Here is a 22,093-nt window from a genome sequence, read left to right as displayed (position 1 = left end):
TCACCCCTTACAGCTTAGGAAATTGTTTATGAAAATCTGTTGCTTGCTCGAATGCGTGAGCTGCGCGATAAATCGTGCTTTCATCAAAATGCTTTCCAATCATTTGAAGTCCAAGCGGAAGCCCATTCGCCCCGAATCCGCACGGCACGGATATCCCTGGTACACCAGCAAGGTTCACTGGGATCGTTAAAATATCATTCGCGTACATCGTTAATGGGTCGTCCATTTTTTCACCGATTTTAAATGCTGGCGTTGGTGTAGTCGGGCCAACGATAAGATCATATTTTTCAAAGACATCCTCAAAGTCCCGCTTGATTAAAGTACGTACTTTTTGAGCCTTTTTATAATACGCATCATAATAGCCTGAGCTTAAGGAGAACGTCCCTAGCATGATACGGCGTTTCACTTCGTCACCGAATCCTTCGGCACGGGTTTGTTTATACATTTCAATAAGCGTTTCCGCATTATCCGTACGGTGTCCGAACCGAACTCCATCGAAGCGGGAAAGGTTCGCCGAGGCTTCGGATGAAGAAAGCAGATAGTAAGCAGCTAAGGCATATTTGGAATGAGGCAAGGATACTTCTTCCCATTCAGCTCCAAGGCCTTCCAATACTTTCAACGCTTCAAGAACGGAGTTACGCGCTTCTTCACCAACGCCTTCGCCCAAGTATTCTTTAGGAACGGCAATTTTCAAACCTCGTACATCGCCTGTTAATGAATTCACAAAATTCGGCACGTCCAAATTGGCTGAGGTGGAATCCATTGGATCTACACCTGAAATCGCCTCAAGCAAATAGGCATTATCTTCCACTGTTCTTGTAACCGGTCCGATTTGGTCCAATGAGGATGCGAATGCCACTAGTCCGTAACGGGAAACCCGTCCATAAGTAGGCTTCAGGCCGACTACGCCGCAGTATGCCGCTGGTTGGCGAATCGATCCACCTGTATCTGAGCCTAAAGAGAATAAGACTTCACCTGAAGCGACTGACGCAGCAGAGCCACCTGAAGAGCCGCCTGGTACATAGTCCGTGTTCCAAGGATTGCGTGTGGCCTGATAGGCAGAATTCTCATTTGAAGACCCCATCGCAAATTCATCCATGTTCAATTTACCGATGGTCACCGTTTCAGCCTTTTGTAACTTTTGAACGACGGTTGCGTCATAAATCGGATCAAAGTTCTCCAAGATTTTGCTCGCACAAGTCGTCCGTAAATTTTTTGTGACAATATTATCTTTAACTCCGATTGGCATGCCAAATAAAGCGCCTTCGTTCCCGCCTTTTACGAGTTGGTCATCCAATTGTTTTGCCTGAGTGCGGGCGTTTTCCTCATCAAGAGTCAAAAATGCCTTCACCTTGCCCTCTACCTCGCCAATTCGCTTATACGATTCGTTAACAAGATCAGTAACACTGATCTCTTTCTTATGTAAGCGTTCATGCAGTTCAGAAACCTTTTGTTCGAACAACGACATCATTGTCCCTCCTTATTCAATTATGGATGGTACACGGATATATCCTTCTTTGCTATCCGGTGCATTTTTCACTACTTCTTCCACAGGCAATCCAGGCTTTGCAACATCTTCCCGCATTACATTCTTCATATCCAAAACGTGAGAAGTCGGGTTCACTTGATCTGTATCAAGCTCATTCAACTGCTCCGCAAATGAAATCATTTGGTCAAGCTGATGCTGAAACTGCTTTGCTTCTTCTTCCGTAATGGCCAAACGTGCCAAATGGGCAACGTGTTTAACTTGTTCCATTGAAATACGTGACATTCTCTTCACCTCCGAAAAAATATCCAAATCGACTGAATTTCGCCGCTTTTCTCCATAAAATCATCGTTTAAATCATATCAAACTATTACACAGTAAAGCAACAGGAGATACCATGTCGAAATTCAAATATTTGATAAGCAAAATCAGATATTTTCCGGGAAATATGAGAAAGTTGGCGGAATTTCCGGGGAAATGGCACAACATCCGTGTAATTCGACAAGCCTCCCCCTTTTTAGAGGAAATCACTTTCTGATATGGAAGCTTTTATAATCGTTTATTTTACTTTCAAAAAAAAGACGAAGCTGTTAAGCTTCATCTTTTATCATTCATATATATGCACGGTTGGTTCGGCTTGATTTGCTTCACGGACAATGAGAGCTTCAGGTCCATTTACCGAGGTAATCGATACCTGTACGGAAATATATTTAGGGAAGCGTTCCATTACGAGACCGGCTACATATTGGGTAAAGCCAATCGCCTCCGAGTTCCCATAAAATTGAATGGGAATATCAATGTTCAAGCTTTGTAATTGGTCATCCATATAAAACGCCCTGCCGATGACTCCGTTAAAGTTAGGGAAATATTCTTCAACATCTTCTTTGAAGTTCGTGAAGGTATTGACGTCATCGCGGTATTTTTTTTCAGCACCTGCAGAAGGGAATAGGAAATACTCCTCGTTCAGGTCATTCCATTTTCCGATGCTATTGGAATTCTGACCGATATTGGTATAAGAAATGAAATTCCCTGGAACCACTGAGGATTTTTCATTTTGTTCGAACAAGGCAATCGTAATCGGGACGTTTTTCAGCTTGTCCATCGAACGGAGACGTTTCAAGACCTGCGCCGCGATTTTTTCGCCTTCTTGCTTAAGCTTCTTACTATCGATTTTCTGTTCATACGTGGCGCCATAGGCTTCCTTTTGATAATAATGCACGGAATTCAGCGCAAGGCCTATTACTACTCCGCCCAGTTTCACTGAATTGTCTTTTGATTTGACTAAATAATTATGTTCTAAAATGTGAGCAAGATAGATCGGGTTTTCTTCATTCCGCTTATCGATGTCACCTTTACCGGGATCAAGCGGGTTCAAACCCAGATTTTCTGATGCTTTCAAATCCTTTTCTTGCAGCTGACTTTTGGTGAATTTCCTGTTAAGCCAGGAGGAAATCGTGGAGCTGCTAAGCATTTGTCCCTCTTGGAATAGATATTCCTCCGGGTCGAATTGAGTTTGGGCCAGCCTCATCAGTCCATTTTCGAATTCTTCAATATCATAGCGGGTATTCAAATTCGATACGACCAAACCGCGGGCTTTTGATGGCTCAAACGGAAGGATTGTTTGATAATATTCTTCCGAAATCTTATACTTCGGAATGATTGCCGTTTCTTTTTTGTCTTTGGAGTCTTTAACTACCTCTTGCTTATCCTCAAAACTAGGCGCACACCCAGCAAGAAGCAGTATCAGGACCATCCCCAAAACAGAGTGTTTCCTCATAGCTACACCTCTTATTTTTTTAGTTCCTCAATCAGTCTCTCTTCATCCCAAACCAGGACGCCTAAACTTTCGGCTTTATCCAGTTTTGATCCGGCATCTTCCCCAGCCACGACCAAATCGGTTTTCTTACTGACACTTCCGGCAACATTAGCGCCAAGCGCCTCTAATTTTTCTTTTGCTTCATTACGTGTTAGCTGATGCAATTTACCAGTTAACACAACCGTTTTCCCGGCAAAAAACGAATCGATTTCCTCAACAGGAACAGCTCTTGCCCCTTTATAAGCTAGATTCACACCGGCCGCTTCCAGCTCATTCAATAATGCATGGACTTCTTCCAACTCAAAATATGCGACGATGGAGTCTGCCATCTTATCGCCTATTTCATTAATGGACGTTAATTCCTCACGGCTTGCCTTGCTTAAGGCTTCCATCGTGCCAAATTCCCGGGCCAGTGTTTTTGCCGCTTTCGACCCAACATGCCGAATCCCTAACCCGAATAGTAATTTTTCCAAGGAATTGGATTTCGAAGCCTCGATCGCTTGAAGGAGTTTATTGACCGATTTATCGCCCATCCGTTCCAATGCGATCAATTGATCATATGTAAGCTTATAAATATCAGCCACATCTTGTATCAGTTCTTCTTTAAACAGCAAGCTGATCACTTTCTCACCTAGACTATCAATATTCATAGCCGTCCGGGATACAAAGTGAATCAGGCCTTCCCGTATTTGCGCCGGACACTTCGGATTGATGCAGCGTAAGGCAACCTCCCCATCCAGACGGACGAGTTCACTGCTGCATTCCGGGCATTCAGTCGGCATCTGGAACTCCAATTCATCGCCAGTCCGGCGCTCCGCCAGTACATTGACCACCTCTGGAATGATATCACCGGCTTTTTTCACGACCACTTGGTCTCCGATTCTGATATCCTTTTCTCGAATCAAATCTTCGTTATGCAGTGATGCCCGCTGTACGGTCGTGCCTGCAACCCGAACGGGATCCAAAACAGCAGTCGGCGTCAAGACACCCGTACGGCCCACATTCAGCTCGATCTCCCTTAGCGTCGTTATGACTTCTTCAGCCGGGAATTTATAAGCGATGGCCCAACGCGGGCTTTTGGCAGTGTAACCTAATTCATCCTGTTGTTCAAGGGAATTCACCTTTACGACAATCCCATCGATATCATAGGCTAAGTTTGGCCGCTGCTCCGTCCATTCTACTATATAGGCTAGCACTTCCTCTATATTGAAGCATGTTTTTCTTTCCCGATTGGTCTTGAACCCTAAGCGATCCAATAGATCCAAGCCCTCACTTTGGCTGATAACTCCCGTTTCACCCAAATCAGCAATCGCATAAAGGAAAATATCGAGGTTCCGTTTTGCTGCAAGCTTTGGATCAAGCTGCCTTAACGAGCCTGCAGCCGCATTCCGTGGGTTTGCAAACGGTTCTTCACCACGTTCCTCCTTAACCATATTCAGAGATTCGAATGATTTTTTCGGCATGAATGCCTCGCCGCGCACCTCTAAAGAAATCGGCTCCCGTAGCTTCAAAGGAATCGACTTGATCGTTTTTAGATTTGCCGTAATATCCTCACCAATCGTTCCGTCTCCCCGGGTTGCCCCTCTTACGAAATATCCATTCTCATATTGCAGCGTGACGGCAAGTCCATCTATTTTCAATTCACAAACATAGGAAAAATCATCACCTACAGCTTGGCGGACCTTCCTATCGAAATCGCGTAAGTCACTTTCATTGAAAGCATTTCCCAAGCTAAGCATCGGTGTGGAGTGCTCCACTTTTTCGAACATGTCCAAAATCGCTCCGCCGACCCGCTGTGTCGGTGAGTCTTGCGTTTGCAGCTCAGGAAATTTCTCTTCATACTCAATGAGGTCACGGAGCAATCGGTCATATTCGGCATCAGGCACTGACGGCTGGTCCATCACATAATATTCATAACTATATTGGTTCAATAACGTTTGCAGTTCTAGCACTTTCTTCTCTGCAGCTTTTAAGTCCATACGTTCAATCCTTTCTAAAGAAGACTCCACCGCACTTCAATATGGAAGAGCGGTGTCTAAAGTCAGATATCCCTATTCTTTACCAGTATTCGCATAATAATAGCTTAAGCTTTTTCAACTGGTGCAAATTTTGCCAATAGGCGCTTGATGCCAATTGGACTTGGAAATGCAATATCCAATTCCTTTCCTTCGCCTTCCCCTTTGACGCTCACTACGGTTCCTACACCCCACTTCTTATGAGAGGCGCGGTCACCGACAGCCCAGCCAATCTCTTCACCGCCCGTGGCAGATGGTGCAGAAACAGCCCTGCCGAATGCAGGTGCTTTTCTTGTCGCAGCTGAAGAAGTGCTGGCCCTTGCTGAAGAACTGAAAGGGGTTTGCCTTGCCCTTGGAGCCGGCTTCGGTTTCAGGTCTTCAAGCAGCTCCGCCGGTATTTCACCGATGAAACGTGAAACGGGATTCATGCTCGTACGCCCATACAATGTCCGCATTTGGGCATTGCTCATGAATAGCTCATTCTCAGCCCTTGTAATTCCTACATAAGCAAGACGGCGTTCTTCCTCCATTTCCTCTTCATCCATTAGCGAACGGCTATGAGGGAAAACACCTTCCTCAAGTCCCAGTAAAAAGACTACAGGATATTCCAACCCCTTCGCTGAATGTAGCGTCATCAACGTTACCGTATTTGTAGACTCTTCTGCATTCTCATCAAGTTGGTCAATATCGGCCACTAACGCCAGATCTGTTAGAAAGCCAACCAAAGACTTGTCGTCACTGTTGCTTTCGAATGCTTTCGTAACGGATAAAAACTCGTCTATATTTTCAAGCCGGCTTTGTGATTCGATCGTTTTTTCTGCCTGCAGCATCTCTCGGTAACCGGTTTTCTTAATCACTTCTTCCACCAGTTCCGTCACAGATAAGTACTCTTGCTGATTTGTATAGTTCGTGATCAACGTATGGAATTCCCTTGCTGCCTTGGTGGCCTTCCCGCTTATCCCGACCATTTCCACGGATTCAAGAGCTTTATAAATGGAAACATCATATTGGTTTGCATAATCCGCGACTTTATCCATGGAGGTTGCGCCAATTCCGCGTTTTGGTACATTGATCACACGGCGAAGGCTGATATCATCATCAGGATTGGCAATAAGGCGGAGGTAGGCAAGTAAGTCCTTGATCTCTTTACGGTCATAGAACTTGGTGCCTCCGACGATGGCATAATTTATGTTGGATTTGAGCAGAACTTCCTCCATTACACGTGATTGTGCGTTTGTCCTGTAAAGAATCGCTATATCGGAATATTTCCTGCTGCCGTCCTGAACCAGCTCATTGATCTTCCCGGCTACGAACTGCGCTTCACCCTGTTCATTATCCGCACGGTAATAGAATAGCTTATTGCCATCGGCATTCTCGGTCCAGAGATTTTTCGGCTTGCGGTTTTGATTGTTATCGATGACCTTATTCGCCGCTTCCAAAATCTTTTTCGTCGAGCGGTAATTCTGTTCAAGAAAAATCATGTTGGCATTCGGATAATCCTTTTCAAATGAAAGGATATTTGCAATATCCGCACCGCGCCAGCGATAGATCGATTGATCTGAGTCCCCGACGACACAGAGGTTACGGAAGCGTGAAGCCAGTAGTTTAACAAGCATATATTGTGCCCTGTTCGTATCTTGATACTCATCCACATGGATATATTGGAACTTGCGCTGATAGTATTCAAGCACTTCCGGGACAAGTTGGAACAATTGGATCGTCATCATGATCAAGTCATCGAAATCGAGTGCTGAATTTTTCCGCAGCCGTTTTTGATACTCCGTATATACCTCGGCCGTTATTTTAGTGAAGAACTCCGATGCAGTCTTCATATATTCTTCCGGACCGACCAATTCATTTTTCGCTGAACTGATGCTGCCTAATATGGCACGGTAATCATATTTCTTCGTATCCATGTTCCGTTCCTTCATGATCTGCTTGATGACCGATTGCTGATCGGTCGTATCCAATATCGAGAAATTCCTATTATATCCGATTCGATCAATATCCCTGCGCAAAATGCGGACACACATCGAGTGGAACGTCGAAATCCAGATATCCTCCGAGGCACCGCCCAGAATGGCGCGAATCCTCTCTTTCATCTCACGTGCCGCTTTATTGGTGAACGTAATGGCAAGGATATTCCAAGGTGCTATTTCCTTCTCGACCATCAAGTAAGCTATCCGGTGAGTCAGCACACGCGTCTTTCCACTGCCAGCTCCAGCCATGATCAAAAGTGGACCATCTGTGGATTTCACTGCTTTTTGTTGCTGTTGGTTCAAACCTGTTAGTAATTTTTCCGCTAAATATTGCATTATCACACCGCCTATACGAACATTCGTTTTCGTTTTAGTATACTACATTTATTCCGTTTTTTCATTTAACTGCTGAAACTGTGGCAAGTGCCACCTTCAAATCCTCATAAATCACATTACCGACAACGATGACATCCGCAAACTGCGCCATCTCTTTTGCCTGTGCAACCGACTTTATTCCGCCGCCATAAAATAAGACGGTATTGTCCAAGTTCTCTTTGGCAGCTTCCACCATCTGGACATTTCCATAAGCCCCGCTATATTCCAGGTAAAAAATCGGCAAGTTGAACATCTTTTCGGCCATCATTGCGTAAGCCCCCACATCATCCAGATCCAGATCAGTATCGGCTTTCGTCAATTGCGCCGCTTTACAATCAGGATTCAGGATGCAATAGCCTTCAACGAAAATCTCATCCCAATTCAACAAATATCCGTATTCTTTAACTGCTTGCTGATGCAGCTTCATCATCCAATCGGGGTTGGAGCTATTGAGGACACTCGGAATGAAATATAAATCGAAGCCAGGCGTCACCGTTTCAACAGAAGAAATCTCCATTACGCATGGGACGGTATACCGTCTGATCCGTGCCATTAGATGAAGAACATTCTCAAGCGTGACGCCATCCGTTCCTCCGACCATGATTGCATCAGTACCGGATTCACAGACTTTTTCCAACGCCTCATCACTTATTTCTTTATTTGGATCGAGCTTGAAAACATGTTTCCACTCGCGAAAATCGTACATTTTTATCCTCCATTCACACTTCCCATTACACCATTATAGCATTAAGATTTTTCATTAAAAACGAGAAGTATCGATAAAATCTTTACCAAAAATAAATTGTAATTTTAAAACCTAAAACTGGAGCGGTACGGTCGAAAGGCGGGGAAACGGGAATGCGTTGATCCCAAAAGAAAAAGCCGGGAATGGATTCCTCGGCTTTTTCTAATTCACCCTATAAAAAATCGATAGCATTAAGATTCAGTTGTTTCCTCAACGTTTTCCTTAATGCGGTTAAGAGCCATTGTATACGCGTCATTCCCGTAATTCAAACAGCGTTTGACCCTGGAAATCGTAGCTGTGCTTGCACCCGTTTCCGTTTCAATCTTGTGATAGGTTTTACCCTCTTCAAGCATCCGTGCTACTTCTAGACGCTGTGCTAAAGATGAGATTTCATTAACTGTACATAAATCATCAAAAAATCGATAGCATTCGTCCAAATCACGCAAGGAAAGGATCGACTTGAACAGCTGATCCGTCTCTTTTCCTCTTAACTTATCAATTTGCATGTTACTCCCCCTCAATTTCATGGGTATCAAAATGAGACATCTTGTTCTAAACCAGGTTGATCCGGAATGATATTGATCCAAGTTTTCCCTGGGATCAACCCTGCTTCCTCATCGTTTTTCACTGGTATGATTCGCCCACTCTCATTAACCCATTCTACCTCATTCACTTTTCCTCGTTGAAGTAAATAACCTTTTCCGCCACTTTTCAAATCGATTTTGCGACGACCCTTTTCGTCAATCACTTGATGATCGGCTTCAATGATCAATATATTATCCAGTAAAATCGGATTATGCGATTTATATTCGACTGTTAGTTCACCATTCGAATAACGTTTATATTTCTTATCCGTGGCATCGTATTCATACTCAACATCATACTCTTTTAAACCATAGGATATCTCGGCTTTGAGTGCCGATTCCCCTTGAATTCCAGCAGCCTCTTCCTTTGAAAGGAAAGTGAGTGGATCTGGTGCGCCTTTCATTTCATATCCCTTTTCCTTCGCGCCTTTTAGGATGTCAGCAAAAGAGATGTAGGAATTATGCGGCGCTTTACGATCGTCCGAGCGTTGAAACAAAGTTCCATCATAATATAATCCGTTCAAGTTATCAATATACCCTTTGTCGAGCATGGTTTTCGCCTCGGGGCTATTCCCATGACATACGTAGAGGCAATCGAGGCCTTTAGCCATTTCGATATAGTAGTCCCTTGCACTACGGATCGGACCGATCTGGCTCGGCTCTTCACTTTGGAAGATAGCTAAAAATCTGGTTATATCACCTTCTGCGAGCATTTCGTATACCAAATCGGCTTCAGAGAGCCCGGATTGCGGCCTTGCCTGTGGATGGTTATTAACCATCACGGCTACAGCCCTTTGCTCAGTGCTTTCATCGGTGAATTCACCAGTAAGTGGAAACTGATTGCGAGATTCATCTTTCACATCCGTGTTTTTTTTATCAGCCTGGTCTTTCGTCTTACTGTCATCCAATGCAGATTCTTCTTTCGCCGAACAGCCTGCGAGCAGTAAAATAGCCAAAACGATGAAAAGAACTCTCTTAAGATTCATCTTTCCACTCCTCTGATTTATTAGCAATTTCTCCTCTTATATTTTAACGCATTATAGTAGGAAAGAGTATAGTTTTATTCATAACATCATACACTCCGCGTTGGGTCAGCCTTATATAAGGAAGATGTGTCGTCGAAAAGAATGAAAGTGTATACACTGGATCGTCGAAGCGGTAGCCCCTCTCGCACAGCAATCTTTTCAGCACATTCTCTTCTTCGATCAGTTCAGGTACCTCCTTGGTCGACATGATCCCCTGTAGTTTTAGAGGCAGTTCATGGATCACTTTGCCATGTTCCGTTAAGATGATGCCACCGCCAATTTCCTTCAGACGCCTAAATGCCAAATGCATATCCTGTTTCCGCTTGCCGATCAGTATGATGTCACCCGTATTCGTATAAGATCCGGCAAAGCCGCAAAGTTTATTGGCAAAGCCTTTCAAGATCGTATTGATGCGCCATTTCCCTTCCCGATCAATAAGCATGAAAAAACATTCATCATCCTCAAAGTTCAGCTCTTCATGCCCAACATCATTGGAAAGGGAGTACGGCTTCGTTATTACGTTATTGACCAGTTCGATCCCAAACGGCATCGAAAATTCAAAATCTTCCTTTAAGCTAAGATTCCAATCAAGGTCGAGTGGCTTAAAATCGAAATCACCCCATTCGATTTCCTGTTCATCGGGAATGATCTCCCCATCCCTCTTCACCCACTTCCCCTTTGCCATTACCGAAACCGGTGCAGGCTCCTTTATATCGGTAAGGAAGTTGATGTTCGCCACCCTTCCAGTAGCAATATTCCCATGAAGGTACTCAATATTATAGTATCGGGCGATATTGATGGTTGCCATATTATAAGCATCGATGACGGGTACGCCATGCTCTATCGCTATTTTGATCAAGCAATCAATGAAACCACCCTCATAAAAAGATGGCGGCGATCCATCTGTCGTATAAAAGAATTTGTCGTATTGATCGATGCCGAGTTCATGGATTTCGGAAATCAGCTTAGGCAGATCCGGACGTATCGAAGAATGCCTTAGCGATACATAATAGCCTTGCAGCAGGCGGGACATGACTTCTTCACCCGACATTGCTTCATGGTCACAGTCAGCCCCGAATAGGGTCATTTTTGCCAACGTTTTCTCGGATGCCCCCGGAAAATGGCCTTCTATTTTCTTTCTCATTCTCTTCGCTTCCTGGATCCAATGCAGCATCATGTCATCCCCGTCAAGAAGCTTCGGCCATCCCGTCAGTTCCCCGCCCTGTAATACGGCATCATGCTCCAGCCAGGATTTGACCGCACCATGGGAGAACACCGTATCTTCATCGATCAATTCGGTCTGTCCGTCAAAACGGCTCCACCAATACATTGTAACAGGAATGTTACGTAATTCTTTCAAAAGAGAAAACGCTTTCTTTTTATCTAACTGCAAAAGGAAAGGCAAGTTATCATTGATTAATGTCGTTGTGCCAAAATGAGATGCATAACGTGAAAAGGTAAGGGGATTATATAATTGAGAAGGATGTGAGTGCGGCTCAATATATCCCGGGACCAAATACTGGTTTGTGCAATCAACCATTTCACAATGGTCTATATTATCAGGAAGCTTTTCTCCAACATAGATGATGCGATCATCATATATCCATATATTCGCCTTCACCCATTTTCGTAAAGCTTGATTTAAGTAAGTCGCATTTTTAAGCAGAATGTGTGGTGCCCTATTGCCATCCAGCACATCTATATGTTCTCTAAGATGTTTATTTTTCCATCTATAGCGCTGTTCAAGCATAAAACATTCCCCCATAAGTTTTTAGAAAAAAATGTATAATAAAAACCATTTTCAATCCAATTTTATTTCATAGTAACATACTTGCCTCATTAGAACAGTAATGTTATCCGGAATATTGTTAAATTTTTGTGAAGGGATGGACATAATTATGAAGTTTAAACAAAATATCAGTATAATAAATGCGTTAATGCGAATTACCTGCGGCTTGACCTTCCTTACATGGGCAGCGGCAAAGATGGTGAAAAAACCGTGGAAAAAGCAATCCTATCTAGTCGTGGTCATGCTTTCTGCCATGAAAATAGGAGAAGGTATCCTCCGCTATTGTCCTATTGTCGATGTTATGGAAAATGGGCAAACACTAATGAAGAAAGAACACACTCAGGAAGAAGCCCCTCACCCATCAGATTCCAATTAAAGTCTTGATCCTATAGAAGAAGCTGACTCCGATTAGAGTCAGCTTCTTTCATTTTTCATGAAAAATGGTATTGGATTGCACGATAACCGATATCCGTACGCCAAAACAATCCTTCTTTCTCCACATGACCTAACTCTTTATATACGTGAGCTTTGGCGGAGGCTAAATCTTTCCCTTTTGCAGCAACGAGAAGAACACGTCCTCCATTCGAGATGAAGTTCCCTTCAGTATCAAGTGCCGTCCCGGCATGATAAATATGGGTTTCCTGATCAATCTTTTCCAACCCTTTAATGATGGAATGCTTTTTATAATCGCCAGGGTACCCATCGGCTGCCACGACCACGCCGATAACCGCTTCTTCATGCCACTCAAGCTGCAAATCAGCACCTGAAAGGACCGCTTCGACGGTTTCAAGGAAATCCGTCTTCAGTCGCGGTAATACCACCTGCGTCTCCGGATCGCCAAAACGGGCATTGAACTCTATGACTTTCGTTCCTTTTTCAGTTGCGATCAACCCGGCATATAATATGCCGGTAAAACGTCGATCTTCAGAAATCATCGCATTGACAGTTGGCTGAAGGATCGTTTCCACTGCAGACTGTACCATTTCATCGGTGATTTGCGGCACCGGTGAGTAAGCCCCCATTCCGCCTGTATTCGGCCCCTGATCTCCATCGAAAACCCGCTTGTGATCTTGCGCTATGACCATAGGATACACTTTATCCCCATTAACGAATGCCATCAACGAGAATTCCTCTCCATCAAGGAATTCTTCAATAACCACCTTGGCGGAAGCTTCGCCAAACTTAGCACCGATCAGCATATCACGGATGGCGTCCAACGCCTCATCCATCGTCATTGCGACAACGACGCCCTTGCCTGCAGCCAGCCCATCCGCCTTGATTACGATCGGAACCCCGATTTTTTCGATATATGCCTTTGCAGAATCGTAGTCAGTAAATGTTTCATATTCTGCTGTCGGAATGCTGTAGTCCTTCATTAAATCTTTAGCAAAGGATTTGCTTCCTTCTATGACTGCAGCGCGGCCGTTAGGACCGAATGCCTGTAAGCCCGCTTCCGTAAAATCATCAACAATCCCGTTAAGCAATGGCGTTTCTGGTCCAACAATCGTCAATGAAATGTCATTTGCCTTGGCAAAAGCAATTAATTCCCCATGATCGCTTTCACAAATCGGTACAAGTGTCGCTACATCCAACATGCCTGGATTTCCAGGTGCTGCAAAAACCGTCCCGACCCGATCGCTTTCAAATAGTTTACGGGCAATAGCGTGCTCCCTGCCGCCCCTGCCAATCACTAGTACATTCATTATCGCACCTCATCCTTTGATTAATGTTTAAAGTGACGAATCCCTGTGAATACCATTGCGATTCCGTATTCATCAGCTTTGTTGATTGAATCTTGGTCTTTTACAGAGCCACCAGGCTGAATGATTGCCGTAACTCCCGCTTTCGCTGCTGCTTCGACGGTATCGTCCATCGGGAAGAAGGCATCCGAGGCCAATGCGCTTCCTGCCGCTCTTTCACCAGCTTGCTCAAGTGCGATTTTCGCCGCTCCGACACGATTCATTTGCCCTGCGCCAACGCCTAAAGTCATTTGGTCATCGCAGACGACGATTGCATTCGACTTCACATGTTTGACGATTTTCCAGCCAAGCTCCAAAGCCTTCCACTCTGCAGGTGTTGGCTCACGCTTCGTTGCGACCTTCACTTCTGCATCCTTTAAGCTATGTGCATCGCGGTCTTGAATGAGTAAGCCGCCTTCTATGGAAGTCAATTTACGTTCAGTTTTATTGGCCATATCGAATTCGATCGTTAATAAACGAAGGTTTTTCTTGCTCGTCAGGATTTCCGCTGCCTCGTCCGTAAACCCAGGAGCGATGATGATTTCAAGGAAAATTTCATGAAGCCTTGCAGCAGTCGCCTTATCAACTTCGCGGTTCAGGGCGATGATACCGCCGAAAATGGAAGTGGCATCCGCTTCATAAGCTTTTTCATAAGCCTCTAAAATCGTAGTCCCGACCCCGACGCCGCAAGGATTCATATGCTTGACGGCAACGGCAGCCGGCTCATTGAATTCCCTAACGATTTGTAGCGCTGCGTCGGCATCATTAATGTTGTTGTATGAGAGTTCTTTTCCGTGTAATTGCTTCGCGTTTGCAATCGAAAAAACGGAACCAAGCGGTTTTTTATAGAATGCAGCTTTTTGATGTGGATTTTCCCCGTAACGAAGTGACTGCTTCAATTCATAGGTAACAGTCAATGATTCAGGATTTTCTTCGCCGGCAAGCTCTGTCATATACTCCGAAATGACAGCATCATATGCTGCAGTATGGCGGAAGACTTTTGCTGCCAGACGGCGATTCGTGGTTTTTGATACAGCACCGTTTTGCTTCAGCTCTCCCAATACGGCAGGGTAGTCACTGGAATCGACGATAACGGTCACATATTCGTGGTTTTTGGCAGAAGAACGTAGCATCGTCGGTCCGCCGATATCGATGTTTTCAATCGCATCTTCCACAGTGACTTCCGGCTTGGAGATTGTCGCCTGGAAAGGATAAAGGTTTACACAGACTAATTGAATCGGTTCAATATTATGCTCTGCAAGCTGCGCCGCATGATCCTTGTCATCATGTTTCGCCAACACCGCCCCATGGACATTCGGGTGAAGTGTTTTGACACGCCCATCCAGGATTTCGGGAAAACCAGTGACTTCACTGATTCCAATTACGTCAACACCATGATCCTGCAACGTTTTTTTCGTACCACCCGTTGAGATGATTTCAAATCCTGCCTCAATTAATCCTTGAGCAAATTCGATGATGCCTGTTTTATCCGATACACTAATTAAAGCACGTTTTTTCATGTTAAGTTGGTCCCTCCATTAAGTAAGTTGCTGTTGGCAAAGCTGCTGTAAGACGGACGGATACAGATCATGCTCCGTTTCCTGAATCCTCTTTTGAAGAATGCCAATCGTATCTCCATCAAGAATCGGCACCGTTTTTTGGACAATGATCGGTCCTGTGTCCATTCCTTCATCGACATAATGTATCGTGACCCCGGTTTCCTTCACTCCGGCTTCATAAGCCTGGCCAACCGCATCCTTGCCGGGAAAATCAGGCAGGAGTGAAGGATGGATGTTCACGATGCTTTGTGGATACTCATGTAATAATGTCGGACCTATCAAACGCATATAGCCAGCCAGAATGATCAATTCCACATCACGTTGGCGAAGTTCCTTCAGGATTTCCGATTCAAACTCAGCCTTGCTAGAGTAATCTTTCGCTGAAAAAGAGAAAGAATCTACATTTTCAAGCCTCGCCCTCTCTAGCACATATGCATCTTCGCGATCGCAAACGACCAGGCAGATTTCCGCCTCCACCTTTCCGCTTTTTATCGCATTTGCAATTGATTGAAAATTACTACCGTTACCTGATGCAAAGACAGCAAGACGCCTCATTATTTGAACGACACTCCATTTCCCGATACAATCGTCCCAATGATCGATGCTTCTTCACCACAGGCTTGCAGATAGGCCAGCACATCGGCCGCTTCTTCTTTCTTCACGATGGCCGTCATCCCGATTCCCATATTGAATATATTGAACATTTCCTCTTTCACAAGGTTTCCTTTTTCTTCAAGGAAAGAAAATATAGTTGGTATTTTCCAACTTCCCAACTCAATCTCCACACCGCATCCTTCTGGTAGAATACGTGGGATGTTTTCAATGAACCCGCCGCCCGTGATATGGGCAAGGCCCTTGATTTCAAATTTTTCCAATGTCGCTAATATGGATTTTACATAAATCTTGGTCGGTTTCAACAGCTCCTCGCCTAACTTGCAATCAAGCTGTGGGACGAAATCATGAAGGACCATCCCTGCATCTTCAAGGAGAATTTTACGAACCAGCGAATAACCGTTGCTATGGATGCCGCTTGAAGCCAGCCCAATCACGACATCGCCCGCCTGAATCGACCCACCCGTAATCAGACGTGGTTTTTCGACTGCGCCGACAGTGAAACCTGCGACATCATATTCTTCAGCTTCGTACATCCCCGGCATTTCCGCCGTTTCACCGCCGATCAAGGCACATCCAGCCTGTTCACAGCCATCCGCAATTCCTTTGACGATCATTTCAATCCGTTCCGGATCGGCTTTACCGCAGGCTATATAATCTAAAAAGTATAAAGGTGCAGCACCTTGAACGACAACATCGTTGACGCACATCGCTACACAATCCACTCCAATCGTATCGTGCTTATCCATCATGAACGCCAACAAAAGTTTCGTACCGACTCCATCTGTACCCGAAATGAGCACAGGTTCTTTTAGATTCAAGGAAGACAAATCGAACATGCCCCCGAAACCGCCCAGTCCATTCATTACTTCCGGACGAAATGTACGCTTCACATGTTTTTTCATCCGATTTACCGCTTCATAACCAGCCTCAATATCCACACCAGCCTGTTTATAGGCATTAGCCATTTGGAATCCCCCTCCGAAAATCATTCTTTTAATTCCGACATGATTAACATTTTGTCTTTTCTCGTTCGTATTCAAAAATTTCAGTCGGATAATTTCCGGTGAAACAAGCTAGACATGACCCGCGCGTTTCTCCAGCAAAAGGACGGCCAATCGCTTCGACCATACCTTCGACACTTAAGAACGTTAAAGAATCAGCACCAATGATTTCCCTTATTTCCTCCACCGATTTAGAGCTTGCGATCAGTTCTTCTTTTTTAGACGTATCTATTCCGTAAAAACAAGGATTCTTGATCGGAGGTGAGCTAATGACAACATGCACTTCTTTAGCTCCTGCATCTTTTAACATGCGGACAATCCTTCTGCTCGTTGTTCCACGGACGATTGAATCATCCACCATTATCACCCGCTTGCCTTCCACGACCCCTCTTACAGGTGAAAGTTTCATCTTCACGCCCTGTTCACGCAGGCTCTGCGATGGCTGAATGAATGTCCGTCCGACATAACGGTTTTTAATTAAGCCCATTTCATAAGGAATGCCTGCCGCTTCAGCATAGCCAATCGCTGCTGAAATGCTCGAGTCAGGTACCCCTGTTACGACATCCGCTTCAATTTTGGCTTCCAGTGCCATTTGTTTGCCAAGGTTTTTGCGGGCCGTATGGACATTGATTCCATCGATATTGCTATCCGGACGGGAAAAATACACATATTCCATCGTGCACATTGCCTGTTGACTGGAAAGCGAAAAGTATTCGGACGAGATTCCCTCATCATTAATGACAACAAGTTCACCAGGCTCAATATCGCGGATAAATTCTGCACCTACAATATCAAGAGCACATGTTTCGGATGCGGCAAAATAAGCATCGCCTATTTTACCTAAGGAAAGCGGGCGGAAGCCATGCGGATCTCTTGCCATGATCATTTGGTTTTCTGTCATGATGACGAAAGCATAGGCCCCCTTCAGCATGCTCAAACTGTTTTTCACTGAATCCCTTACATCTGAGTAGCCGGACCGTTTAATCAAATGGGCTAGGACTTCCGTATCCGATGTCGTTTGAAAGATGCTTCCCTGTCCCTCAAGCTGTGCTTTTAACTGATTGGCATTGACGATATTCCCATTATGGGCAAGGGCCAGGCCGCCCGTATGTGAATTGAACAAGAAGGGCTGGACGTTTTGATACCCGCCGCCGCCTGCCGTTGTATAGCGGACATGGCCGATGGCCGCTTTTCCGCTGCCGGAAAGTGCTTGCATTTTTTCAGCCGTGAAGATCTCCGTGACGAGACCTTCACCTTTAGAGATCGACATCTGCTCGCCATCCGTGACGACGATGCCTGCTCCCTCTTGTCCGCGATGCTGCAAGCTATGCAACCCGTAATAAGCAAGCTGCGCTGCATCAGGGTGCCCCCAGACTCCGACTACGCCGCATTCTTCGTTAAGGCTCCTTATTTCAGCAAGCATGGTATAGCTCCCTTCCAAGCTGTTTGCAATTCATTAACGTCCGCTTCCAATACAGTTCCATCATTGCCTGCAATCACGACCAGCTTACGATCCTCCGTTACAGAGCCTATGCATATCGCATCTTCCACAAGCGCTTCGAAAGCCTCCTTGTTTTCAGGTTTGATGGAAAGCAAGAAGCGTGATTGCGTTTCACTGAATAGTTCGGATACCGCTTCGCCGGAAATAGTCACTTTCGCCCCAAGCTTGCCTGAACCGAATAAAGATTCAGCTAATGCGACTGCCAGACCGCCTTCCGAAAGATCATGTGCTGATGCAACAAGACCGGTTTGGATCGCCGCGAGGATTTGCTGCTGACGTTTTTGTTCAACAGTCAAATCAAGTTCCGGTGCGCGTCCAAAAATTTTCCCTTCAAGCATTTTTTGCAATTCACTGCCGCCAAACTCCACTTTTGCTTCACCGACAACGTAAATCAGGTCGGATTCAGTCTTAAACGTTTGTGTAGTGATATGCTCAAGTTCATTAACAAGGCCGACCATTCCTACCACAGGTGTCGGATAAACCGCTTCGCCATTCGTTTCATTGTAAAGCGAAACATTTCCGCCAATGACTGGCGTGCTTAAACTCCTGCAAGCCTCACTCATGCCATCAGCCGCTTTTTCCAGCTGCCAAAAGATTTCAGGTTTTTCCGGGTTGCCAAAATTCAAGCAATCCGTTATTGCCAATGGCTCCGCACCTGAACAAATGATATTGCGGGCTGCTTCAGCGACCGCGATTTTTCCGCCTGTTTCAGGATCAAGATAAATATAGCGGGAGTTGCAATCCGTCGTCATCGCAAGGGCCTTATTCGTTCCCCTGACACGTACTACAGCTGCATCGGAACCAGGTGAAACCACCGTATTCGTACGGACCATGTAATCATATTGATCGTAAACCCATTCCTTACTTGAAATGGTCGGTTGCTTCAATAGTGCCAATAGTGTTTCTTTATAATTTTCAATGACCGGCACTTCAGCCTTCATGCTTTGGAAGTCACGGAAATATTGCGGTTCCGCGGATGGCTTATGGTAGATCGGAGCTTCTTCCGCCAAGGCGTCAACAGGAACCTCCGCAACGATTTCACCTTGATGCGTTAAGATCAGTTTTTTATCGTCCGTCACTTCACCAACTGCAACTGCTTCTAAATCATACTTCGTGAACAAATCGACGATTTCCTGTTCTCGGCCTTTCGTGACTACGATGAGCATCCGCTCTTGTGATTCGGAAAGCATCATTTCATAAGCCGTCATGCCCGTTTCACGCTGCGGGACCAGGTCCAGGTTCATTTTAATGCCAGAGCCCGCTTTACTTGCCATCTCGGCAGATGAGCTGGTAAGTCCTGCCGCTCCCATATCCTGAATGCCAACAAGGGCATCGTTTTGAATCAATTCAAGGCAGGCCTCCAGAAGGAGCTTCTCCATGAATGGATCTCCCACTTGAACGGCAGGGCGTTTCTCTTCGGAAGACTCCGACAGCTCTTCAGATGCAAATGTGGCTCCATGAATGCCATCGCGTCCAGTTTTTGCCCCCACATACATGACGGTGTTGCCCACTCCGTGCGCCTGGCCTTTTTTTATATCCTTATGATCGATCAAGCCGACACACATGGCATTGACTAACGGATTTCCTTCATAAGAAGGATCGAATTGAATTTCACCGCCGACAGTCGGTATCCCGATACAATTCCCGTAACCGGCAATCCCGGCAACGACTTCTTTGAATAAGTATTTCACGCGATCATTATCAAGTTCGCCAAAGCGAAGTGAATTCAGCATCGCAATCGGACGTGCCCCCATGGAGAATACGTCACGGATGATTCCGCCGACACCAGTAGCGGCACCTTGGTAAGGTTCAATCGCTGATGGGTGGTTATGACTTTCAATTTTAAAAACGACGGCCTGGTCGTCACCGATATCGACGATGCCCGCTCCTTCACCAGGACCTTGCAGCACTTTCTCCCCCGTAATCGGGAATTTCCTTAAGATGGGTTTTGAGTTTTTGTAGGAACAATGCTCTGACCACATAACGGAAAACAATCCTGTTTCCGTATAATTCGGCAGTCTGCCTAAGATTTTCTCCACCATGGCAAATTCTTCATCGGATAGCCCCATACTTGCGTACAATCGCTCCGATTTAATTTTTTCCGGACTTGGTTCAAGCTGTAATAACATGTGATTCCCTCCAGTTTTTTACGATGGATTGAAAAATCTTTAAGCCGTCTTTACTGCCAAGCAGTGAGTCAACAGCACGTTCGGGATGAGGCATCATTCCGAGGACATTTCCTTGTTCGTTTGCAATTCCCGCTATTTGTTCCAAGCTTCCGTTTGGATTTTCACCATCATAAGTGAACAAGATGCGGTTATCTCGTTTCAATTCAGCCAATGTTTCAGCATCACAGTAATAATTCCCTTCACCATGGGCAACCGGGATCGTAATCGTTTCATGCAATTCGTAGCCTGATGTAAACATCGATTGATTGTTTTCAACCTTCAAACCTACATTACGGCAAATGAATTTCAAACCTTCATTTCGGCGCATCGCTCCTGGTAAAAGGCCTGCTTCAAGTAAAATCTGAAAACCATTGCAGACACCAAGAACAGGCTTTCCTGCTTTAGCCGCTTTTACGACTTCGGCCATCACATTCGAAAAACGGGCAATCGCTCCGGAGCGTAAATAGTCTCCATAAGAAAAACCTCCAGGAAGAAGGATCCCATCATACTGATCTAGGTTGTTTGTGGAATGCCATACATACTCCACTTCTTCCCCCAGGGCATCCTTTATCGCATGATACATATCGACATCACAATTGGAGCCTGGGAAAACTATGACAGCAAATTTCATTGGGTGATAACCTCCTCAACATCATAACGGTACGCTTCAATTACCGTGTTGGCCAAAAGTTTTTCACACATTTCCTTTACAAGCTGATCTAAATCACGATCCGTATCCTCAATGGTCAGTTCAATGTATTTCCCCACTCGAACGTCACTCACTTCGTTATAGGTCATGCTATGAAGTGATTGTTGGACAGCTGCTCCCTGTGGATCCAATACACTTTCCCTTAGTGTGATATATACCTTAACCTTATGCATGTTGAATGCCCTCCAATTTTGCTAGAATTTTTTCGTAAGCATCTGTTAAACTGCCTAAATCACGGCGGAATACATCTTTGTCCAATTTTTCGTTCGTTGCTGCATCCCATAACCGGCAGGTATCGGGTGATATTTCGTCAGCCAGTAGAATATCTCCATTCGGTGTTTTTCCGAACTCTAATTTAAAATCTATCAGTCTAATATCCAGCTCTTTAAAGAACGAGGTCAGGACGGTATTTATTTCCTGTGCTTTTTCTTTTAAAATCGCTACATCTTCCTTGCTAGCAAGTTCCAATTCTTCAATATGGTCTTCTGTTAACAGAGGATCGCCGAGCTCGTCATCTTTATAGTAAAACTCAGTCAATGCTTTCTTGAGGGGCTGCCCTTCCTTTATCCCCGTTCTTTTGGAAAAACTGCCTGCAGCCGTATTCCTGACGACGACTTCAAGGGGAATGATGGAGACTTTTTTGACTAACTGTTCCCTGTCGGAAAGCATTTCAATAAAATGGGACGGAATATTCTCTTGGGCAAGCTTTGAAAATAGTAAACTGGTAATCTGATTGTTCAACTTGCCTTTGCCGGCGATTTCCGACTTTTTTTCACCATTGAACGCCGTTGCCGAATCCTTATATTCCACCCATACTATTTCACTGTTGTCCGTTGCATAAATCTGCTTCGCTTTTCCTTCATACAACAATTCTCGTTTTTCCATCCGTCAAGACCCCCACATTGTGAATATTATGAATTTTCCTATCATTAGCCAGGCTTGGCAAACATCGGACAGGGTATGTCCCGTGTTTGCCGCCTGCTTTTT

Annotated in this window: 19 protein-coding genes; 1 reads left to right on the top strand and 18 read right to left on the bottom strand. The window is 45.0% G+C overall.

Going from position 1 to position 22,093, the window contains the following annotated elements:
• Window positions 1-7: 7 nt before the first annotated feature.
• The 9 genes from gatA to MHI53_RS02235 form a co-directional block, all read right to left on the bottom strand.
• On the bottom strand, window positions 8-1,468 hold the full coding sequence (gene gatA, locus MHI53_RS02275; protein WP_061140530.1) for an Asp-tRNA(Asn)/Glu-tRNA(Gln) amidotransferase subunit GatA: 1,461 nt from the start codon (window positions 1,466-1,468) through the stop codon (window positions 8-10).
• A 12-nt stretch (window positions 1,469-1,480) separates the two neighbouring features.
• The gene (gene gatC, locus MHI53_RS02270; protein WP_034306082.1) at window positions 1,481-1,771 is read right to left on the bottom strand and encodes an Asp-tRNA(Asn)/Glu-tRNA(Gln) amidotransferase subunit GatC; all 291 of its coding nucleotides are present in this window, start codon (window positions 1,769-1,771) and stop codon (window positions 1,481-1,483) included.
• A 322-nt stretch (window positions 1,772-2,093) separates the two neighbouring features.
• On the bottom strand, window positions 2,094-3,263 hold the full coding sequence (locus MHI53_RS02265; protein WP_061140529.1) for a CamS family sex pheromone protein: 1,170 nt from the start codon (window positions 3,261-3,263) through the stop codon (window positions 2,094-2,096).
• A gap of 11 nt (window positions 3,264-3,274) precedes the next feature.
• The gene (gene ligA, locus MHI53_RS02260) at window positions 3,275-5,281 is read right to left on the bottom strand and encodes an NAD-dependent DNA ligase LigA (RefSeq protein ID WP_340372659.1); all 2,007 of its coding nucleotides are present in this window, start codon (window positions 5,279-5,281) and stop codon (window positions 3,275-3,277) included.
• 104 nt (window positions 5,282-5,385) lie between these two features.
• Window positions 5,386-7,632 (bottom strand): DNA helicase PcrA, encoded by a 2,247-nt coding sequence (gene pcrA, locus MHI53_RS02255; protein WP_340372658.1) that lies wholly within the window; start codon window positions 7,630-7,632, stop codon window positions 5,386-5,388.
• A 61-nt stretch (window positions 7,633-7,693) separates the two neighbouring features.
• The gene (locus tag MHI53_RS02250) at window positions 7,694-8,377 is read right to left on the bottom strand and encodes a heptaprenylglyceryl phosphate synthase (RefSeq protein WP_061140526.1); all 684 of its coding nucleotides are present in this window, start codon (window positions 8,375-8,377) and stop codon (window positions 7,694-7,696) included.
• 230 nt (window positions 8,378-8,607) lie between these two features.
• Window positions 8,608-8,922: a YerC/YecD family TrpR-related protein gene (locus MHI53_RS02245; protein WP_057913894.1), complete on the bottom strand. Its 315-nt coding sequence runs from the start codon at window positions 8,920-8,922 to the stop codon at window positions 8,608-8,610.
• 26 nt (window positions 8,923-8,948) lie between these two features.
• Window positions 8,949-9,986: a DUF3048 domain-containing protein gene (locus tag MHI53_RS02240; RefSeq protein WP_061140525.1), complete on the bottom strand. Its 1,038-nt coding sequence runs from the start codon at window positions 9,984-9,986 to the stop codon at window positions 8,949-8,951.
• Between the two features lie 43 nt (window positions 9,987-10,029).
• Window positions 10,030-11,775 carry an adenine deaminase C-terminal domain-containing protein gene (locus MHI53_RS02235; protein WP_061140524.1) on the bottom strand — a complete coding sequence of 582 codons (1,746 nt, stop codon included), beginning with the start codon at window positions 11,773-11,775 and terminating at the stop codon, window positions 10,030-10,032.
• 148 nt (window positions 11,776-11,923) lie between these two features.
• Here MHI53_RS02235 and MHI53_RS02230 point away from each other — a divergent pair, with 148 nt between their 5' ends.
• Window positions 11,924-12,190 (top strand): YgaP-like transmembrane domain, encoded by a 267-nt coding sequence (locus MHI53_RS02230; RefSeq protein WP_061140523.1) that lies wholly within the window; start codon window positions 11,924-11,926, stop codon window positions 12,188-12,190.
• Window positions 12,191-12,245: 55 nt separating this feature from the next.
• Here MHI53_RS02230 and purD read toward each other — a convergent pair whose 3' ends face one another.
• The 9 genes from purD to purC are packed head-to-tail and all read right to left on the bottom strand — an operon-like array spanning window position 12,246 to window position 21,991.
• Window positions 12,246-13,517, bottom strand: coding sequence for a phosphoribosylamine--glycine ligase (gene purD / locus MHI53_RS02225; protein WP_340372657.1), 1,272 nt, complete (start codon window positions 13,515-13,517; stop codon window positions 12,246-12,248).
• 20 nt (window positions 13,518-13,537) lie between these two features.
• Entirely contained in the window at window positions 13,538-15,073 is a 1,536-nt protein-coding gene (gene purH, locus MHI53_RS02220) for a bifunctional phosphoribosylaminoimidazolecarboxamide formyltransferase/IMP cyclohydrolase (protein WP_061140521.1), read from the bottom strand.
• Between the two features lie 18 nt (window positions 15,074-15,091).
• Window positions 15,092-15,667, bottom strand: coding sequence for a phosphoribosylglycinamide formyltransferase (purN, locus tag MHI53_RS02215; RefSeq protein WP_061140520.1), 576 nt, complete (start codon window positions 15,665-15,667; stop codon window positions 15,092-15,094).
• The gene (gene purM / locus MHI53_RS02210; RefSeq protein ID WP_061140519.1) at window positions 15,667-16,692 is read right to left on the bottom strand and encodes a phosphoribosylformylglycinamidine cyclo-ligase; all 1,026 of its coding nucleotides are present in this window, start codon (window positions 16,690-16,692) and stop codon (window positions 15,667-15,669) included. The genes purN and purM overlap by 1 nt, the downstream gene beginning before the upstream one ends.
• A gap of 43 nt (window positions 16,693-16,735) precedes the next feature.
• Entirely contained in the window at window positions 16,736-18,151 is a 1,416-nt protein-coding gene (gene purF, locus MHI53_RS02205; RefSeq protein ID WP_061140619.1) for an amidophosphoribosyltransferase, read from the bottom strand.
• Entirely contained in the window at window positions 18,136-20,358 is a 2,223-nt protein-coding gene (purL, locus tag MHI53_RS02200) for a phosphoribosylformylglycinamidine synthase subunit PurL (protein ID WP_340372656.1), read from the bottom strand. The genes purF and purL overlap by 16 nt, the downstream gene beginning before the upstream one ends.
• Entirely contained in the window at window positions 20,342-21,028 is a 687-nt protein-coding gene (purQ, locus tag MHI53_RS02195; RefSeq protein ID WP_061140517.1) for a phosphoribosylformylglycinamidine synthase subunit PurQ, read from the bottom strand. The genes purL and purQ overlap by 17 nt, the downstream gene beginning before the upstream one ends.
• Entirely contained in the window at window positions 21,025-21,279 is a 255-nt protein-coding gene (gene purS / locus MHI53_RS02190) for a phosphoribosylformylglycinamidine synthase subunit PurS (RefSeq protein WP_061140516.1), read from the bottom strand. Before purS ends, purQ begins: the two co-directional genes overlap by 4 nt.
• Entirely contained in the window at window positions 21,272-21,991 is a 720-nt protein-coding gene (gene purC, locus MHI53_RS02185; RefSeq protein WP_061140515.1) for a phosphoribosylaminoimidazolesuccinocarboxamide synthase, read from the bottom strand. The genes purS and purC overlap by 8 nt, the downstream gene beginning before the upstream one ends.
• Window positions 21,992-22,093: the final 102 nt, after the last annotated feature.

The sequence above is a fragment of the Peribacillus sp. FSL E2-0218 genome, assembly GCF_037992945.1.
Classification (GTDB): domain Bacteria; phylum Bacillota; class Bacilli; order Bacillales; family DSM-1321; genus Peribacillus; species Peribacillus simplex_B.
The sequence above is the reverse complement of the archived record's forward strand: the minus strand, read 5'-3'. Positions and strand labels throughout refer to the sequence as shown.

Coding starts and splice junctions, on each gene's coding strand:
- gatA (WP_061140530.1), bottom strand. CDS start 1,468: ATGTCGTTGTTCGAACAAAAGGTTTCTGAACTGCATGAACGCTTACAT.
- gatC (WP_034306082.1), bottom strand. CDS start 1,771: ATGTCACGTATTTCAATGGAACAAGTTAAACACGTTGCCCATTTGGCA.
- MHI53_RS02265 (WP_061140529.1), bottom strand. CDS start 3,263: ATGAGGAAACACTCTGTTTTGGGGATGGTCCTGATACTGCTTCTTGCT.
- ligA (WP_340372659.1), bottom strand. CDS start 5,281: ATGGACTTAAAAGCTGCAGAGAAGAAAGTGCTAGAACTGCAAACGTTA.
- pcrA (WP_340372658.1), bottom strand. CDS start 7,632: ATGCAATATTTAGCGGAAAAATTACTAACAGGTTTGAACCAACAGCAA.
- MHI53_RS02250 (WP_061140526.1), bottom strand. CDS start 8,377: ATGTACGATTTTCGCGAGTGGAAACATGTTTTCAAGCTCGATCCAAAT.
- MHI53_RS02245 (WP_057913894.1), bottom strand. CDS start 8,922: ATGCAAATTGATAAGTTAAGAGGAAAAGAGACGGATCAGCTGTTCAAG.
- MHI53_RS02240 (WP_061140525.1), bottom strand. CDS start 9,986: ATGAATCTTAAGAGAGTTCTTTTCATCGTTTTGGCTATTTTACTGCTC.
- MHI53_RS02235 (WP_061140524.1), bottom strand. CDS start 11,775: ATGCTTGAACAGCGCTATAGATGGAAAAATAAACATCTTAGAGAACAT.
- MHI53_RS02230 (WP_061140523.1), top strand. CDS start 11,924: ATGAAGTTTAAACAAAATATCAGTATAATAAATGCGTTAATGCGAATT.
- purD (WP_340372657.1), bottom strand. CDS start 13,517: ATGAATGTACTAGTGATTGGCAGGGGCGGCAGGGAGCACGCTATTGCC.
- purH (WP_061140521.1), bottom strand. CDS start 15,073: ATGAAAAAACGTGCTTTAATTAGTGTATCGGATAAAACAGGCATCATC.
- purN (WP_061140520.1), bottom strand. CDS start 15,667: ATGAGGCGTCTTGCTGTCTTTGCATCAGGTAACGGTAGTAATTTTCAA.
- purM (WP_061140519.1), bottom strand. CDS start 16,692: ATGGCTAATGCCTATAAACAGGCTGGTGTGGATATTGAGGCTGGTTAT.
- purF (WP_061140619.1), bottom strand. CDS start 18,151: ATGCTTGCTGAAATAAGGAGCCTTAACGAAGAATGCGGCGTAGTCGGA.
- purL (WP_340372656.1), bottom strand. CDS start 20,358: ATGTTATTACAGCTTGAACCAAGTCCGGAAAAAATTAAATCGGAGCGA.
- purQ (WP_061140517.1), bottom strand. CDS start 21,028: ATGAAATTTGCTGTCATAGTTTTCCCAGGCTCCAATTGTGATGTCGAT.
- purS (WP_061140516.1), bottom strand. CDS start 21,279: ATGCATAAGGTTAAGGTATATATCACACTAAGGGAAAGTGTATTGGAT.
- purC (WP_061140515.1), bottom strand. CDS start 21,991: ATGGAAAAACGAGAATTGTTGTATGAAGGAAAAGCGAAGCAGATTTAT.